The sequence below is a fragment of the Zobellella sp. DQSA1 genome (assembly GCF_041950555.1).
In the GTDB taxonomy this organism is placed as follows: Bacteria; Pseudomonadota; Gammaproteobacteria; order Enterobacterales; family Aeromonadaceae; genus Oceanimonas.
Genome location: NZ_CP169531.1, coordinates 1,585,138 through 1,601,721, shown reverse-complemented (window position 1 = coordinate 1,601,721; position 16,584 = coordinate 1,585,138). Strand labels below are relative to the sequence as shown.

The 16,584-nt window shown below is 62.9% G+C and carries 12 protein-coding genes and 1 pseudogene; 3 read left to right on the top strand and 10 right to left on the bottom strand.

Features of this window, described 5'->3' with window-relative positions:
- Positions 1-26 precede the first annotated feature (26 nt).
- Positions 27-1,232 (bottom strand): MFS transporter, encoded by a 1,206-nt coding sequence (locus ACEVBK_RS07655; protein WP_375058015.1) that lies wholly within the window; start codon positions 1,230-1,232, stop codon positions 27-29.
- Positions 1,232-2,422, bottom strand: a complete 1,191-nt coding sequence (locus ACEVBK_RS07650) for a serine hydrolase domain-containing protein (RefSeq protein ID WP_375058014.1) — start codon at positions 2,420-2,422, stop codon at positions 1,232-1,234. The genes ACEVBK_RS07655 and ACEVBK_RS07650 overlap by 1 nt, the downstream gene beginning before the upstream one ends.
- A 122-nt stretch (positions 2,423-2,544) precedes the next feature.
- On the opposite strand from ACEVBK_RS07650, the gene ACEVBK_RS07645 reads away from it, so the two are divergent.
- Positions 2,545-3,474 (top strand): LysR family transcriptional regulator, encoded by a 930-nt coding sequence (locus ACEVBK_RS07645; RefSeq protein ID WP_375058013.1) that lies wholly within the window; start codon positions 2,545-2,547, stop codon positions 3,472-3,474.
- 29 nt (positions 3,475-3,503) lie between these two features.
- Here the strand turns inward: ACEVBK_RS07645 and ACEVBK_RS07640 are convergent, their stop codons facing one another.
- From ACEVBK_RS07640 to guaB, 5 genes and pseudogenes are all read right to left on the bottom strand, one after another.
- On the bottom strand, positions 3,504-3,875 hold the full coding sequence (locus tag ACEVBK_RS07640; RefSeq protein ID WP_375058012.1) for a hypothetical protein: 372 nt from the start codon (positions 3,873-3,875) through the stop codon (positions 3,504-3,506).
- Positions 3,866-4,993 carry an AAA domain-containing protein gene (locus ACEVBK_RS07635; protein ID WP_375058011.1) on the bottom strand — a complete coding sequence of 376 codons (1,128 nt, stop codon included), beginning with the start codon at positions 4,991-4,993 and terminating at the stop codon, positions 3,866-3,868. The genes ACEVBK_RS07640 and ACEVBK_RS07635 overlap by 10 nt, the downstream gene beginning before the upstream one ends.
- A 118-nt stretch (positions 4,994-5,111) precedes the next feature.
- Positions 5,112-7,025: pseudogene (locus ACEVBK_RS07630) on the bottom strand (relaxase/mobilization nuclease domain-containing protein).
- A 360-nt stretch (positions 7,026-7,385) separates the two neighbouring features.
- Positions 7,386-8,963 carry a glutamine-hydrolyzing GMP synthase gene (gene guaA / locus ACEVBK_RS07625; protein WP_375058010.1) on the bottom strand — a complete coding sequence of 526 codons (1,578 nt, stop codon included), beginning with the start codon at positions 8,961-8,963 and terminating at the stop codon, positions 7,386-7,388.
- 90 nt (positions 8,964-9,053) lie between these two features.
- On the bottom strand, positions 9,054-10,517 hold the full coding sequence (gene guaB, locus ACEVBK_RS07620; protein ID WP_375058009.1) for an IMP dehydrogenase: 1,464 nt from the start codon (positions 10,515-10,517) through the stop codon (positions 9,054-9,056).
- Positions 10,518-10,674: 157 nt separating this feature from the next.
- Here guaB and xseA point away from each other — a divergent pair, with 157 nt between their 5' ends.
- Positions 10,675-12,021 carry an exodeoxyribonuclease VII large subunit gene (gene xseA / locus ACEVBK_RS07615; RefSeq protein ID WP_375058008.1) on the top strand — a complete coding sequence of 449 codons (1,347 nt, stop codon included), beginning with the start codon at positions 10,675-10,677 and terminating at the stop codon, positions 12,019-12,021.
- 15 nt (positions 12,022-12,036) lie between these two features.
- Here xseA and ACEVBK_RS07610 read toward each other — a convergent pair whose 3' ends face one another.
- Positions 12,037-13,704 (bottom strand): methyl-accepting chemotaxis protein, encoded by a 1,668-nt coding sequence (locus tag ACEVBK_RS07610; protein ID WP_375058007.1) that lies wholly within the window; start codon positions 13,702-13,704, stop codon positions 12,037-12,039.
- 203 nt (positions 13,705-13,907) lie between these two features.
- Here ACEVBK_RS07610 and ACEVBK_RS07605 point away from each other — a divergent pair, with 203 nt between their 5' ends.
- Positions 13,908-14,402, top strand: a complete 495-nt coding sequence (locus ACEVBK_RS07605) for an aminoacyl-tRNA deacylase (RefSeq protein ID WP_375058006.1) — start codon at positions 13,908-13,910, stop codon at positions 14,400-14,402.
- 77 nt (positions 14,403-14,479) lie between these two features.
- Here the strand turns inward: ACEVBK_RS07605 and sucD are convergent, their stop codons facing one another.
- A complete protein-coding gene (sucD, locus tag ACEVBK_RS07600) occupies positions 14,480-15,352 on the bottom strand; it encodes a succinate--CoA ligase subunit alpha (protein WP_375058005.1) in 873 nt (290 codons plus the stop codon).
- Positions 15,353-15,356: 4 nt separating this feature from the next.
- Positions 15,357-16,523 carry an ADP-forming succinate--CoA ligase subunit beta gene (gene sucC / locus ACEVBK_RS07595; RefSeq protein ID WP_375058004.1) on the bottom strand — a complete coding sequence of 389 codons (1,167 nt, stop codon included), beginning with the start codon at positions 16,521-16,523 and terminating at the stop codon, positions 15,357-15,359.
- Positions 16,524-16,584: the final 61 nt, after the last annotated feature.

The following is a 16,584-nucleotide window of genomic DNA, read 5'->3' as shown; positions in this document are numbered from 1 at the left end:
AGGTGTGGGTCGTGGCTGCTCCACACTCAGGCCGTCGCTAACCGGTGGCCGGGTCGGAAGCCGTGCGCTCTGGCCGACCACACCACAGCCAACGCCAGCAACGTCAGCGCCACCAATGCCCAGGGCAATGAAACCGGCCCCAGACGTTCCACCAACAGCCCCCCCGCCATGCCACCGCCTGCAACGGCCAGGTTGAAAACTGTCACCAGCATGGACTGCACCATATCCGCTGCGTCGCCGGCAGTGTCCGCCAGCGCGGTTTGCAGCAGCGTTGGCGCGCCGCCGAAGGTCAGTCCCCAGGTTACGACGCCGATCAGAACGACGGTGGACGAACCTCCGGCAAGACCGAGCAGCAAGGCAGCCAGGGCGAACACGGTGAGACTCAACAAGGTCAGCATCCGCAGCCAGCGATCTACTCGCAGGCCTGTAATCCAGATGCCCACGATGGATGCCACGCCGAACAGGAGCAGCACCACATCGACGCGCAGCCCAAGCCCTGCGGATGCCAAAAAAGGCGCGATGTAGGTATAGAGGATGTTGTGCGCCAGCACGAAGGCCAGCACCACAAACAGCACCGGGCGCACGCCGGGCACCGTGAGCACATGCCCCAGCGACAACCGCTTGCCCGCCGCCTGTCCGGCGAAGTCCGGCAACTTGATGCGCGCCCACACCATGAGCACCAACGCCAGTGCGCTCATGATGCCGAAGCACATCCGCCAGCCCACCAGATTGCCGAGGAACGTACCGGCCGGCACGCCGAGTGACAGCGCCAATGGCGTGCCGACCATCGCAATAGCGATGGCCCGGCCCTTCTGATGCTCGGGCACCATGCGCGCGGCATAGCCTGCCAGCAGCGCCCACACCAGCCCGGCTGACACACCCGCCAGGAAGCGCGCCACCATGGTCAGGGCATAGCTGCCGGAAAACGTCGTGACGGTATTGGCGACGACGAAGCCCGCAATGGCCGCCAGCAGCAACGGGCGGCGCCGCAAACCCTGCGTGGCAGCGGTCAGCGGAATTGCTGCCACCAGCGAACCAATGGCATAGATCGTGACGGTCTGGCCGACCCAGGCCTCGGAAACCGCCAGGCCCTGTGCCATCTGCGGCAGCAGACCGGCCGGCAGCGCTTCGGTCAGGATGGTGATGAAGGCCGCCATGGCCAGCGCCAGCAGCGAGGCCAACGGTAGGCGGTCATGGGCCGTGGTGCTCATCTGTGCAGATGGGGTCGTCATTAGCGCACCTCCAGCGCGCCATAGACGGCATCGCGCAACTCGGTGACGAAGCGCCCGGACATACCTTCGTACAGCGTGTTGGTGAAGACGACGACGCTCAGGCCATGCGCCCGGTCCACGAACCACGAGTGACCGTAGGCACCACCCCAGCGCCAAGTACCAGCCGATTCCGGCGAAGCGGCCAGCCTTGGATCGCGCAGTACCGAGAAGCCCAGGCCAAAACCGAAGCCCGGTGCAGCGGCCAACTCAAGGCCATCGGTCTGGTCGCGTCCCATCTCCTCGACCAGTTCGCCGGACAGCAGCGTGCCGCCGCCCTGGCGCAGGACTTCCAGCAGGCGCAGGAAGTCCCCGGCCGTGCCGGCCATGCCAGCGCCTCCGGAGGGGAAGGCCTGCGCGTCGAAGATGCGGGCCGGGCTGTAGGCAATGCCGACGGCGCCCTCGAAAGCCGAGACGGTCTCACCTTCTGCCAGTGGGTGCGGCTGCGGCACGTCGTTGACATAGGCAGCGGCTACACGGCGCGCATCACGGGCGACGAAGTTGGTATCGGTCATGCCCAATGGGTCAGTCACCAACCGCCGCACCGCTTCGTCCAGCGGCGTGCCGTGGATGCGCTCGATCAGCGCGCCCAGCACGTCGGTCGCCAGCGAGTAACCCCAGGCAGTGCCTGGCTCGTACAACAGCGGCACGCTGACGAGGCGGCGCAGGTTCTCGGCCAGGGAAATGCCGGAGGCATCCATGCCATCCGAAACGCCGGCCCGCGCATAGGGACCGTCTGCGTCGGCCTCAAAGAAACGGTAGCCCAGCCCCGCCGTATGGCTGAGCAGTTGCCGCGCAGTGATGCGCCCCGGCCGGCCATCGGCCAACCGGGGCTGGAATTCGGGCAGCCAGCGCTCGATGCCCGCGTCCAGGTCGAGTTGGCCTTGCGCCACCAGCGCCATGGCTGCGGTGGAGACGATAGGCTTGCTGACCGAGGCCAGCCGAAACACCGTCTCCGGGGTCATTGCCCGTGCGCTCTCGCGGTCGGCAAAACCAGCGGCCTGCCGGTGGAGCAGTTCGCCGTCGCGGGCGACCAGGATGACGGCACCGACCAGGCGACGGTCATCCAGTGCCTGCTGAACGACGGCCTGGATACGTGCGGACAGGTACGCGGGTGGAACACCGTGGCGCAGAGGGAGTTGGAAGCTCGTCATGGCAAATACCTCGATTCAATGGGCAATGCCTCGATGATAGAAAGACCTCGATTAAAGAAAAAGTAGGCTACAGTTCCTTGGTGTGCGGAACAAAATGTCCGCAATTGTGAGGAGAGCGGATCATGGACAGCCTGAATGGCTTCGTGGTGTTCGTGCAAGTCGCCGAGACGCGCAGCTTCGTCGCAGCCGGCCGGCTGCTGGGTGTGTCGGCCTCGGCCGTCGGCAAGAGCGTGGCGCGGCTGGAAGAGAAGCTGGGGGTACGCCTGTTCCACCGCAGCACGCGCAGCGTCACGTTGACGGCCGAGGGCACGCTGTTCTTGGAGCGCAGCCGCCGCATCTTGGCCGAGATCGAGGCGGCGGAACTGGAGCTGTCGCAAGCCACCGCCGCACCGCGCGGGCGCCTGCGGGTGAGCCTGCCGCTGGTCAGTTCGCTGGTGCTGCCGGTACTCGGCGAGTTCATGCGTGAGTACCCCGAGATTGAGCTGGACCTGGACTTTACCGACCGAATGGTCGATGTGGTCGAGGAAGGCTTCGATGCCGTGGTGCGCACGGGCGAACCGGCCGACTCGCGCCTGTCGGCCCGCCGTCTGGGCTCCTTCCAGATGCAGCTGGTCGCCTCGCCTGATTATCTGGCGCGCCGAGGTACGCCCGTGACGCCAGTCGACCTGCAGCAGCACACCTGCTTGCACTATCGCTTTCCTAACAGCGGCAAGCTGGAGGCTTGGGCACTTCGGCAAACGCCCGGCGAGCCAGAGTTGCAACTGCCCACTTCGATGATCTGCAACAACATCGAGACGCGCGTGTGCTTTGCATTGCAAGGACTGGGGATTGCCCACCTGCCGGACTTCGCCATCCGCGAGCCATTGGCCGATGGACGGCTGGTGCCAATCCTGGCCGAGCATGTGGAGCGCAGCGGGGTGTTCCATGTGCTGTGGCCGGCGAGCAAGCACCCCTCGCCAAAGGTCCGGGCGTTGGTCGATTTCCTGTGCGCGTGGGTGTTCCCGGCCGCGAAAAGCAAGGCACCCAGATCCAGAGGTCAGCGCACTCGGTAACGAGGCGTGGCCCATGCCGCCCCCTTGGCTCAGTGGCCTCGCACAGCGTACGAGACCACTGAGCCTGCACCTGTCTCTCTTTTGTCCAGCCAACCGCTCCACACCGTCAGCAGCAGGCCGATGCCAACCATGACGGCGCCGACCCATGGCGTTGCGCCCAGTCCGAGGCGGGAATCCGCCACCAGCCCGCCGATGAAGACGCCCAGCGCGATGCCTGCGTTGGCGGCCGAGACGTTGATGGTGGAGGCGATGTCCACGTTTCCAGGCCGATGGCGCTGGGCAAGCTGTACGACGTAGAGCGCCAGACCCGGCACGTTGCAGAACATCAGCGCGCCGAGCACGCTGAGCGTCAGAATCGAGCCGAGCATGGACGACGCGGTGAAGGTGAAGATCAGCAGCACCGCCGCTTGCGCGGCGACAGCCCGTACTTGTCCAGCGAGGCGGCGGCCTGCATGCCACTGTCAGCCTGCCACTGCTGTAGATAGCGCCGCTCGATGATCAACTCGTCGAGTTCGAGTTGCAATTGCGCCGCACGATTGTGATCGTGCAGATGCTGCTTCAAGCGGGCCAGTAGGGCCTGGATCTCTTCCAGCGTCGGCGCGGGCTCGGGCTCGGGCTCGCTCGATGGCCACGTCGGCAGGTCGCCGAAGAAGTCCTGGCGGTTGTCCTGGTTGCCGAGCTTGGCGACCAGGTGGCCCAGGCCGTACTTCTCCAGCTTCTCGTAGACGTTCTCCACCGCCGCATTGTTGTTGGACAGCACCGCCACCGTCTGCCCACGCAGCAGGATATTGGCAAGGATGTTGAGGATGGTCTGGGTCTTGCCGGTCCCTGGCGGTCCCTCGATCACGCGGACCTGCGCACGGAACGCCTGCTCCACCGCCCCAAGCTGGCTCTCGTTCAGCCCGAACGGATAGATCAGCCCCTGGCCCGGCGCCTGCGCGCCGTTGCGCCCCGTGCAGTAGGCCTGCAAGGCAGTGTCGGCACTGGCGGGCAGCCTTGCTAGCTGGCGCACGACATTGGCGGCGATGTCTCGGTCGGTCTTCGACTCCGCTCGCTCCTGCCGGGCAGTGGCCACGGCAGTGAAATAGTGGAAGACCGGTGCATCCTTCATCGCCGTCGGCGCGGCAAAGCCGATACCGTCCATCTTGAAGACGTAAGGTTTGTCAGCATCTGGATAGTGCACGACGGCATACCGCTCGCCGTAGATCGTCGCCTTGGCGATGGGCGTGACGATCGTGCTGCCGGACTTAGTCAGCAACATCTCGCCCAGCTCACGAACGGGAGAGATGCGACAGTCGCTGAGCGGGCGTGTGTATGTTTTCTTGGAGGGGTAATAACAGGTCAGTTGCAGGGCTTCGTACTTGTCGCTCCAGTAAATCGCCCAGCCGCTGATCTTCGCGGTCTTATCTTCGCCCCCCATCTGAACCGAAACCATATATCCCTTATTCGTATGCGCACGGCATTCGTCTGCGCGCTCATGCCGAATATCGAATGCCGTTATTTCTCCAATATGGATCATCTTGCCATCATTGCGTGCAGGGTCGATAGCCGACTCATGCATTTGTCCATCTACCGGTTCTTTGGCTATTTTGGCCCGTGCGCGAGATGCAGCATCTGGCTTGAAGCTCGGGCGCTGGCTATCCGATGGCAGGCCCGCGTTGCCGCCCAATTTCCCACGACACGCCACCGCCGTGTACCGTGGCGGCAAGTTGCTGACCTAGCCGCCGCTCGATCACAGGCCGCCACGGCACGAGGGAGAAGCCCATGCCGTCGTCGAGCATGGCATAGCGCCCGCTCACTAGCATGATTGAGCACCGGTAGATGCCGGCCACGCGCTGCTCGTCGGCCACCGGCCGATACTTCAGACCGGTGTCGGCAGCAATGTCCTTGGCGGCCTGCGCTAGCTCCTGGTTGCGTAGCGTCCCCAACAGGTTGCGCGCCAGAATTACGCGCTGCCCGCGCCACTCGGCCAGCCCCTGCTCAACCAGGAAGTCAGCGCGCTGTTGCAGTGTGTTCTTGACCTCGCCACCAAAGCCCAGGTCGCCCAGCCCTCGGCCGCCGCCGATCAGTTGCTGGTCGAGCCAGGTGGCTCCGATCACGCGCGCCTGCTGCTCGATGGGCAGGTGCGACTTCAGTTCCACCGCCACACCACCGAGCCGTTGCGCATCGTACTGACGGCCACGCTCGGGCAAGTCGTCGGGCACTTTCCATAGCCCTTCGGCCACACGCTCCACGATGCCGGCCCGCCGCAAGGCTTCCAGTCGGCGGACATGGGCCGCGACGACTTCCTGCGGGTCGCGGCCGGGCTTGGCCCGGCCCTGCTCGATCGCCAGGTGATGATCGGTGCGGTACAGGCCATCGCTCGCCAGCGTGGCGATGTTCTTGTCGGCCGCCCGCACCTCGGCGGAACCGCGTACCTCCACCACCGCGCCGGTTGGATAGTTCGCCAGCTCGTCGCGGGCGTTCAGCGCGACGTAGTGGGCCTTGCCGTCCACGCCGTCGATGACCAGATAGCCGCGGTCGTGCAGCTCGTCGGCCAGCCCCTTGGCGGCCACGCGGCCGATGACACTGCGCCCGCTCTCACCTGGTTCAAAGACAGCCAGCTCTCGTGAAAGGCCGCTCATGGAGCTTTGCAGGGTGCGTATGATATCGCCACGCTCGCCCAGGGCCCGCAATGTTTTCTCGGCATCGGCGTGAATGTCCCAGGTACCGGGCTGCATCTCGTCCGCCAAGCCCAGGCGCTGCAAGTGTTGCAAGCGGCCAATGAGCAGTTGTCTCTAACGTTACAACTTCGGGTTGATAAAGCGCTCGATCTGCACCCGATGGTTATCGCCAGCCTCTCGTTGCAGTGTGCGATCCAGGCTCGTCCACCGCTCCTGTTCCACCTCGCGCCGCAAGGTCTGCTGGATCTCCAGTTCGGTGCGCGGCCCCAGCCATTCGGTCGCCAGTTCGGCGGCGCGATGGCGGAAGCCGTGGGCGATGTAGTCGCTGGCGATGATGAGGTCTTTGCCGGTGTCGTCGCGCCCGCGCACGATCAGGTGGGTGTGCGGGTTGTCGGTGTTCCAGTGATCCACCGCCACCCAATCCAGACGCGTGCCCAGGTCGGCTTCCATGCGGCTCATCAGGTGACGTGTGTAAGTGCGTAGATCGTTTAGTTCGGCTCCATCCTCGGGCGAGAGAATGAAGCGAAAATGGTGCCGGTCGCCCTGACAGCGTTCCTTGAAAGCATCGAGATCGGCCTCGTCTATCTGCGGCCCGTAGGCTCGGCCGGGCTCACCATCACGCCCCGCGCCGTCGCGCTCGATATAGCGCAGGTGCTTCGCCATCGACTGCGGGCTGGCCCGGCGCTGATTGACCAACAGGGTCTTGATAGTGACACGGCGCGAGAACGGCGTCAGTGATGAGCCCGTAAAGCGCGCTGCGGTATGGCCACTCCCCAAACGTGAGCCGGGCCGCTGGCCGGTGCTACCCGCCGATGTCTGACGGCGTGCCGAAGATTTGCCACCACTACACCGTCGATGCGTACCTGATCGGCCGACATGCATACATATTGTAGAGTTTGTCCCTCGGTTTGAGGTTGCGCAGCTTGGTATCGGTCAGCAAGAGTCTTATCCCTCCTCGACGCTGATATCATGCTGAAAGATCACCCCAAAAACAGGGTATAAAATTAATAAAAACAAATAGTTAATAAATTTCGATACCATGAACACATTGGATCAAGCAGCATGGTGTCGGCTATCACTCATGGCATCATGACTCGATAATACCACCTTGGATGCCACGCTCAAGCGGTGCTTCCCGCTGCCACTAGTTGCCAAATACTGCCAGACACAAAAACAAAAAAGCCCATGAAAACATGGGCTTAATCGTATATTTATGCCTGTTAGTACTAGCTAGTGCCTAACGTGTGATTATTCCCACTCGATGGTGGCGGGGGGCTTGCCGGAGATGTCGTAGACCACCCGGGAAATGCCGTCGACCTCGTTGATGATCCGGTTGGACACATGGCCCAGGAAATCGTAGGGCAGATGCGCCCAGTGGGCGGTCATAAAGTCGATGGTTTCCACCGCGCGCAGGGACACCACCCAGTCGTACTTGCGGGCATCGCCCATCACGCCGACCGAGCGTACCGGCAGGAAGACGGTAAAGGCCTGGCTGACCTTGTTGTACAGATCATGCTTGTGCAGCTCGTCGATAAAGATGGCGTCGGCCCGGCGCAGCAGGTCGCAGTATTCCTTCTTCACCTCGCCCAGCACTCGCACGCCCAGGCCCGGGCCCGGGAAGGGGTGGCGGTAGAGCATGTCGTAGGGCAGGCCCAGCTCCAGGCCGACCTTGCGCACCTCGTCCTTGAACAGCTCCTTCAGCGGTTCGACCAGCTTGAGCTCCATGTCTTCCGGCAGGCCGCCCACGTTGTGGTGGGACTTGATCACGTGGGCCTTGCCGGTAGCGGAGCCGGCGGACTCGATCACGTCCGGATAGATGGTGCCCTGGGCCAGCCACTTCACGTCCCGGATCTTGCCGGCTTCCTCATCGAACACCTCGATAAAGACCCGGCCGATGATCTTGCGCTTGGCTTCCGGATCGTTTTCGCCGGCCAGGGCAGCCAGGAAGCGCTGCTCGGCATTGACGTGGACGATATTGAGGCCGAAGTGATCGCCGAACATCTCCAGTACCTGGTCCGCCTCGTTCAGGCGCAGCAGGCCGTTATCCACAAACACGCAGGTCAGCCGCGGGCCTATGGCCCGATGCAGCAGCATGGCGGTAACGGAGGAGTCCACGCCACCAGACAGCCCCAGCAGCACCTTGCCGTCGCCCACCTGCTCGCGGATGCGGGCCACGGCGTCTTCGATGATGGAGGCCGGAGTCCACAATGCCTCGCAACCGCAGATGCCGCGCACGAAGTGCTCCAGCATGCGCGCGCCCTGGCGGGTGTGGGTCACTTCCGGGTGGAACTGCACCCCGTAGAAACGGCGTTGCTCATCCGCCATGCCGGCGAAGGGGCAGTTGCCGGTCTGGGCCACCTTGGTGAAACCGTCGGGCAGGGCCACCACCTTGTCGCCGTGGCTCATCCACACGTCCAGCAGGGCATTGCCGTCGGCATCCACCGCATCTTCAATATTGGCGAACAGGGCACAGTCGTTCACCCGCTGCACCTGGGCATAGCCGAATTCCCGCTCGCTGGAGCCGGCCACGGCCCCGCCCAGTTGCTCGGCCATGGTCTGCATGCCGTAGCAGATGCCGAACACCGGTACCCCTGCACTGAACACGTATTCCGGCGCCCGCGGGCTGCCGGGCTCGGTAACGGACTCGGGCCCCCCGGACAAGATAATGCCATTCGGATTGAAGTCGCGGATCTGAGCTTCGGTAACGTCCCAGGCCCACAGCTCACAGTACACCCCAAGCTCCCGGACACGACGGGCGATCAGCTGGGTGTATTGCGAGCCGAAGTCCAGGATCAGGATCCGGTTATCGTGAATATTTTTGGTCATTGTCTTCCTACTAGTTACAAAGGCCGTCTGTGGGGGGCCAAACGGCAATAGAAAAACGGGGGAAATATCCCCCGTTTACTGCTTTCGGGATCAGCCTAAACGGTAGTTCGGGGCTTCCTTGGTGATGGTCACATCATGCACGTGCGACTCCTGGATGCCCGCACCGGATATCTTAACAAATTCCGCCTTGGTGCGCAGGTCGTCGATGGTGGCACTGCCGGTCAGGCCCATGGCGCTGCGCAGGCCACCCATCTGCTGGTGGATGATTTCCTTGAGCTTGCCCTTGTAGGGGACCCGGCCTTCGATGCCTTCCGGCACCAGTTTGTCGGCGGCGTTGTCGGACTGGAAGTAACGATCGCTGGAGCCCTTGGTCATGGCGCCCAGCGAGCCCATGCCCCGGTAGGATTTGAAGGCTCGGCCCTGGAACAGCTCGATCTCGCCGGGAGACTCTTCGGTGCCGGCAAACATGGAGCCCATCATCACGCAATGGGCGCCGGCGGCCAGCGCCTTGGCGATGTCACCGGAGAAGCGGATGCCGCCATCGGCAATAACCGGAACACCCAGGTCTTTCAGGGCCTCGACGGCATTGGCCACGGCGGTGATCTGGGGAACCCCGCAACCGGTGACGATACGGGTAGTACAGATAGAGCCGGGACCGATGCCCACCTTGACCGCGCTGGCCCCGGCCTCGGCCAGGGCGCGGGCGCCGGCGGCGGTGGCCACGTTGCCGCCGATAATGGGCAGGTGGGGGAATGCCTTGCGGGTTTCACGGATGCGCTCCAGCACCCCTTCGGAATGGCCGTGGGAAGAGTCGATCAGCAACACGTCCAGACCGGCCGCCACCAGCGCCTCGATCCGTTCTTCGTTGCCCGGAGCCGCACCAACGGCAGCCCCCACCCGCAGCCGGCCCTGCTCGTCCTTGCAGGCGTTGGGCTTGCTCTCGGCCTTCTGGAAATCCTTGGCGCTGATCATACCGGTCAGTTGGCCGTTGGCTCCCACTACCAGTACCTTTTCGATGCGATGCTGTTGCATCAGCGCTTCAACCTGATCCCGGGACGCCCCCACCTTGACCGTCACCAGACGCGTCTGTTCGGTCATCACCTCATGAACCTGCTTGCTCATGTCCTGCACGAAACGGACATCCCGCCCGGTGATGATGCCGACCAGTTCCCCCTCGGCCGTGACCACCGGATAACCGGCAAAACCATTCTGGCGGGTCAGCTCGCGCACATCGGCGATGGTCATGTCGGGACGAACCGTGACCGGATCGGATACCACGCCACTTTCGAACTTCTTGACCTTGCGCACCTGCGCCGCCTGCTTTTCGATCGACATGTTTTTGTGAATAAAGCCGATGCCCCCTTCCTGGGCCAGAGCGATAGCCAGCTCGGCCTCGGTCACGGTATCCATGGCGGCAGAAACGATAGGGATGTTAAGATGGATTTCCCGGGTCAGTCGGGTACGGAGATCCGCCGTGTTGGGCAGCACGGTGGAATGGGCAGGGACCAGCAGTACATCATCAAAGGTCAGGGCGTCTTGGGCAATCCTAAGCATCGCAATATTCACCATCAGTTGGGGGAAAAATATTGCCGATGAATTGTAGGCATCCGACCCCCTTCGGTAAAGCGATTTTTGTTATTTTGGCAAATTAAGCGCAAAATATCGGGCAAAGCCGTTTATTTTCATATAAAAATACTACTCAGGGGCCATTTTGCATCCGGAAAAATTAACAGACGTTTATACGGTCACCCGCCTGAATCGCCATGCCCGGCTGCTGCTGGAAGGCGAAATGGGCGCGGTCTGGCTGAGCGGTGAAATTTCCAACCTGGCCACGCCCGGCTCCGGCCATTGGTACTTTTCGCTCAAGGACAGTCAGTCCCAGCTGCGTTGCGCCATGTTTCGTGGCAATAACCGCAGCGTAACCTTTCGGCCCAAAGACGGCGATCAGGTGCTGATCTTCGGCAAAGTCACCCTGTATGAGCCCAGGGGGGACTACCAGCTGGTGGCCCAGACCATGGCGCCGGCCGGTGAAGGGCTGCTCAAACAACAGTTCGAGGCGCTCAAGCACAGACTCGGCGCCGAAGGCCTGTTCGATAGCGGACGCAAGCGTCCCCTGCCCCCCCACCCCTCTCGCGTCGGCATCATCAGCTCGGCCTCCGGCGCCGCCCTGCACGATATTCTCACCGTGCTGGCGCGACGCGCGCCCCATCTGCAGGTCATCCTCTATCCCAGCCAGGTGCAGGGCGAAGCGGCGGTGCCGCAACTGTTGGCGGCACTGGCCATCGCCAATCGCCGGGCGGAAACGGATCTGCTGATCCTGGCCCGGGGCGGCGGCTCACTGGAAGATCTCTGGTGTTTCAACGACGAACGGCTGGTGCGGGCCATCGCCGCTTCCGCCCTTCCCGTGGTCAGCGCCGTCGGCCATGAAGTGGACATCACCCTGAGCGATCTGGTCGCCGATCTGCGCGCGCCTACCCCTTCCGCCGCCGCCGAGCTGGTCAGCCGGGATGGCGAGATCCAGGGCCAGCAATGGGTGCAATGGCGCCAACGGCTGGAGACGGCCCAGCGCCGATACCTGCAGAGCCAACGACAGCAATTGCTGCAGCTGGAATCCCGCCTCGGTCGCCAGCACCCCGAACGCCGCCTGCAGCAGCAGGCCCAGCGCCTGGATCAACTGCAGCTGCGCCTGCTGCGGGGCTGGCAGCGTCGGCTGGAGCAAGCCGGCCAGCGGCTGGAGGCCGCCCGTCTAAGGCTACAGCACCAGCATCCCGAACGTCGCCTGCAGGCCGGGCATGAGCGGCTGCTCCGGCTTGAGCAGCGCCTGGCTTCCCTGTTCCACAGCCGCCTCGGGCAGGACAAGCACCGGCTGGCCCTCGCCGCCTCCCGGCTCGACGCCATGAGTCCCCTGGCCACCCTGTCCCGGGGCTACAGCATCACCCTGAGCCGGGGCCAGGTGGTAACCGACGCGGCCCGGCTCGCGCCCGGAGACGAGCTGCACACCCGCCTGGCCAAAGGCGAGGTGCGAAGCCAGGTACTGGAAGTAAAAGGGGACGCCTGAGCGTCCCCTTCCGCCTCAGATGGCCACCACCGGCTCTCCTGCCGGCAAGGCCTCGTCGCCGCGGGCAGCGCCGCCCTGCAGCCGATAGTGGGCGATCATCTGCTCCAGCACCTTGCACTCGGCCACCAGTTGCAGGCTGGCGGTGGCGGCGGAATCAGCCTGTTCCAGCGTATCACCGGAAGAGTCCCGCACCCGGGTGATATTGCGGCTCACCTCGGCGCACACCGCGCTCTGCTCGTCCGCCGACGCCGCCACCTGCGCATTGAGTTCGTTAATGCGGGCCACCTGCTCGATGATGGCCTGCAGCGAGTCCATCGCCGCCTGGGTCCTCTCTACGCTGTCCACCGCCTGCCCCTCCGCCTTCTGGATGGCAGACACCGCCCCCTTGGCTTCCGTCTGCAGCAGGCGGATCATGCCGGTAATGTCCTCCGCCGACTGCTGGGTACGCAATGACAAGGTGCGGACTTCGTCCGCCACCACGGCAAAGCCACGGCCCGAAGCACCGGCCCGGGCCGCTTCGATGGCGGCATTGAGCGCCAACAGGTTGGTCTGCTCGGCAATGCCCTTGATCATGTCCAGCACCTTGTCTACCTGATCGCAACGGCCGTCCAGTTCGCGAATCACCTGGTCGATACGCCCAATTTCACCGCTCAGGGCCTGGATACCGGAGATAGCCACCTGGGCCTGATCATTGGCGGTCAGGACGAAGGCATGACTCTGTTCCGAGGTTTCGGCCGTTAGCCTGGCATTCTCCCGCACTTCCCGTGCCGAGGCCTCCATCTCGTCGACGGCGGTGGCGATCAGCGCTGTTTCCCCATCCTGAATCTTGACCGAGCTGTCGGTCTTCTGGGCGCTCTGCTGGATTTGATCCGCCGCCTCATAGATGCGGCCGGTCACCTGGCGCACCTCCTGCAGGCTTTTCTGGAAACTGGCCAGCAGGCCGTTGATGGCGCCGACCAGGCCACCCAGCTCATCTTTGCCCAGCGGCACCAGCCGGGTCGCCAGATCCCGCTCCTGCGCCAGCTGTTGCAGCCGCCCGCTGATATTGAGGATGGGCCGTTTCAGGTAATAATTCTGCACCCGCCACAACACCACCAGGGCGGCGCCGAACACCAGCAGCAGCACGCCGCCCAGGCGCAGGTTGTTGCCGCGGATCTGGGCAAAGGTATCGCTCAGATCATAGCTGATGCGCACCGCGCCCATGACGGTGCCCTCCGGCACCTGGTGGCACTGCAGGCAGGCGGTGCCGCGGTACTCCTGGTAGGCCTTGTAGGGTTTGATCAGGGTCAGATGGGGAATATTGTCGTCCAGGTGCAGCTCGAGCACGGTTTCCCCCCGCTCTATGGCCCGCCGGTCCAGTTCATCCTCTATGCCCTGATCCGGCGCCCCCGGCCCGAACAGCTGGCTCACCGCCGGTGCCCGTATTACCCTCGCCTGCTGGATGCCCACCTCTTCCTGTACCTTGGTCTGCACCAGTTGTCGCTGGTGAATGGCGCCGTTGACCATCAGCACGTTGAGCTGATCCATATAGAGGTTGGCGGTGGTCTCGATTTTTTCTTCGGCCAGATGCAGCGCCAGGCCACGCTGCAACTGGGTGGAGACGGCAAAACACAGTACGAATACCAGGCCGAAAATCACCAGCAGCGGCAGAAAAATCTTCCAGTTCAGTGAGAGGTTACGCATTCCTTGAGGCTCTCGTTCGGCTCCGTAAAAAGTCATTCTAAAGTAATTAGCCGGTTAAAAAATGGTAATCCCTCTCACGCTTGATCTGGATCAAAGGCTCATATGAAGCATTTAAAAGTCAAGTTTTGTCCGGCAGTCTATACTGGTTATGCAGCAGAGAAGGCGGCCCGACACGGCTTGGCCTTCGGGAGGTAGCTATGGGTATGTCACTCAGATTGAAACAGTACTTGGACCGACATCATATCCCCTATGACACGGTGCATCACGCCTACTCGGAAGGGGCGGCGCAGAGCGCCATCGCCGGCCATGTTCCCCTCGCCCAGATGGCCAAGGCCGTGATCCTGGAGCGGGACGACGGTAAATCCATCATGGCGGTGATCCCCGCCGCCGACAAGGTCGACTTGCAGCGCCTGAACTACCTGGTGCATGGCGAGGTGCAACTGGCACCGGAACGCACCCTGGAACAGTGGTTCAACGACTGTGATCCCGGTGCCATTCCGGCCATGGGTGATCCTTATGCATTGGATACCCTGGTGGACGATGCCCTGCTCGGTATGGCCGACGTCTACCTGGAAAGCGGTGACCACCGGGATCTGATCCATGTGAAAGGTGACGATTTCCGCCGCCTGGCCAGCCACTGGCAGCACGGACAGTTCAGCATGAAACCGGATCCATGGAGCCGGACGGAACGCATGTAACCAAAGAGCCAACCACATAAAAAAAGGAGCCTGCAACGGCTCCTTGTTTCTTTCAGCTTCAAGCTTACGGCTTTGTGTTACCAGCCGGTCACTTCACGCAGCGCCTTGCCAATATCGGCCAGGGAGCGCACGGTTTTCACACCGGCGTCCTGCAGGGCGGCGAATTTCTCGTCGGCAGTACCCTTGCCACCGGAGATGATGGCACCGGCGTGGCCCATGCGCTTGCCCGGAGGCGCGGTCACACCGGCGATGTAGGACACCACCGGCTTGGTCACGTTGGCCTTGATGAAGGCGGCGGCTTCTTCCTCGGCGGTACCGCCGATTTCACCGATCATCACGATGGCCTCGGTCTCCGGATCGTCCTGGAACAGCTTCAGGATATCGATAAAGTTGGAGCCGGGGATGGGGTCGCCACCGATGCCCACACAGCTGGACTGGCCGAAACCTTCGTCGGTGGTCTGCTTGACCGCTTCGTAGGTCAGGGTGCCGGAGCGGGATACGATGCCGACCTTGCCCTTCTTGTGAATGTGACCGGGCATGATGCCGATCTTGCACTCGTCCGGGGTGATCACACCCGGGCAGTTGGGGCCGATCATGCGCACGCCGGCTTCGTCCAGCTTCACCTTCACGTCCAGCATGTCCAGGGTGGGAATGCCTTCGGTGATGGTAACGATCAGTTGGATGCCCGCGTCGATGGCTTCCAAGATGGCATCTTTACAAAAGGCCGCCGGCACATAGATAACGGTGGCGGTGGCGCCGGTGGCTTCTACCGCTTCACGCACGGTGTTGAACACCGGCAGTCCCAGGTGGGTGCTGCCACCCTTGCCCGGAGACACGCCGCCAACCATCTGGGTGCCATAGGCGATGGCCTGTTCGGAGTGGAAAGTCCCCTGGCCACCGGTAAAGCCCTGACAGATAACCTTGGTGTCTTTGTTGATCAGAATGCTCATTCTCTTATTTCCCCTGTGCGGCGTTGACGACCTGAACCGCGGCGTCGGTCAGGCTGGTGGCAGCGATGATGTTGAGGCCGGACTCGGCCAGCTTCTTGGCACCGGCTTCGGCATTGTTGCCTTCCAGGCGCACCACCACCGGGACCTTCACGCCCACTTCCTTCACCGCACCGATGATACCTTCGGCGATCATGTCGCAACGGACGATGCCACCGAAGATGTTCACCAGTACCGCTTTCACGTTGCTGTCGGAGAGAATGATCTTGAATGCTTCGGTCACCCGTTCCTTGGTGGCGCCACCGCCCACGTCCAGGAAGTTGGCGGGAGAGCCGCCGTGCAGGTTGACGATATCCATGGTGCCCATGGCCAGGCCGGCACCGTTGACCATGCAGCCGATGTTGCCGTCGAGGGCCACGTAGTTCAGTTCCCATTTGGCGGCGTGGGCTTCACGGGCGTCGTCCTGGGACGGATCGTGCATTTCACGCAGCTTGGGCTGACGGAACAGGGCATTGGAGTCGATGTTGATCTTGCCGTCCAGGCAGTGCAGGTTGCCGGCGGTGGTGATCACCAGGGGGTTGATTTCGAGCAGGGCGAAATCGTAGTCCAGGAACATCTGGCCCAAACCGAGGAAAATTTTGGTGAACTGCTTGACCTGGTCGCCTTGCAGGCCCAGTTTGAATGCCAGCTCGCGGCCCTGATAGGCCTGCGGGCCTACCAGCGGATCGATGGCGGCCTTGTGAATAAGCTCGGGGGTCTCTTCGGCGACTTTCTCGATTTCCACGCCGCCTTCGGTAGAGGCCATGAACACCACGCGACGGGTACCACGGTCAACCACCGCGCCCAGGTAGAGTTCCTTGTCGATGTCGGTGCAGGACTCGACCAGGATCTTGGCCACCGGCTGGCCCTTGGCATCGGTCTGGTAGGTCACCAGGTTCTTGCCCAGCCAGTTTTCGGCGAACTCGCGAATTTCTTCCTTGGTCTTGGCCAGCTTGACGCCGCCTGCCTTGCCACGGCCACCGGCGTGGACCTGACATTTGACCACCCACATGTCGCCGCCGATCTTGCTGGCCGCTTCTACCGCTTCTTGCGGGTTGTCACATGCGTAGCCTTCTGATACGGGCAGACCGTATTCGGCAAACAGCTGTTTTGCCTGATATTCATGCAAATTCATGTTGCGTTTTCCGTTGTTGTGTTTGGGTTCAGGGCATAAAAACGGGTCGGGCCGCAACCCG